The 459-nt window shown below is 65.1% G+C and carries 1 pseudogene; it reads right to left on the bottom strand.

Annotated features, from left to right (window positions below):
- Positions 1 to 459 (bottom strand): annotated as a pseudogene (locus M8013_RS00190) (IS30-like element IS1394 family transposase); the annotation flags it as partial.

The raw sequence follows: 459 nt of genomic DNA, 5'->3' as shown, positions 1-459 counted from the left end.
CACCGCCGAGGTCGCCGTCGCATCGTTCCTCTTCGCCAGGATCAGGTAGCCGCTGGTACGCTCGACCCGGGTGGCTACCGCCGAGGCGTTGGCCGTGCCCTTGATCAGATCGCCCTCCCAGTGACCGGGCATCAGGCGGTCTTCGATCTCCGGTGGGCGTACGTGGATGCTGACCATGTCGGGGATCTGGCCACGTCGATCCACCCCGCCGGAGCGCGGCCGGCGGGTAGTCTTGCCCTGCCGCAGACAGATGATCAGCTCCTTGCGCAGCTCGCCGACCGGCAGGGCATAGATCGCGTTGTAGATTGTCTCGCGGCAGACGTAGGCGTCTTCGAAGCTTGGGGATTTCATGGTTCGCAGCTTGCCGGCAATCTGCTCGGGAGAAAAGCGCTGTCGCAGCAGGTGGGCGACCAGCTCGAACAACTCGTTGCCGGGCACCAGCCGTTTTGCGGGTCGACA

Source organism: Silvania confinis (assembly GCF_025564085.1).
GTDB classification, from domain to species: domain Bacteria; phylum Pseudomonadota; class Gammaproteobacteria; order Enterobacterales; family Enterobacteriaceae; genus Enterobacter; species Enterobacter confinis.
This window is presented reverse-complemented; position numbering and strand designations above follow the sequence as displayed.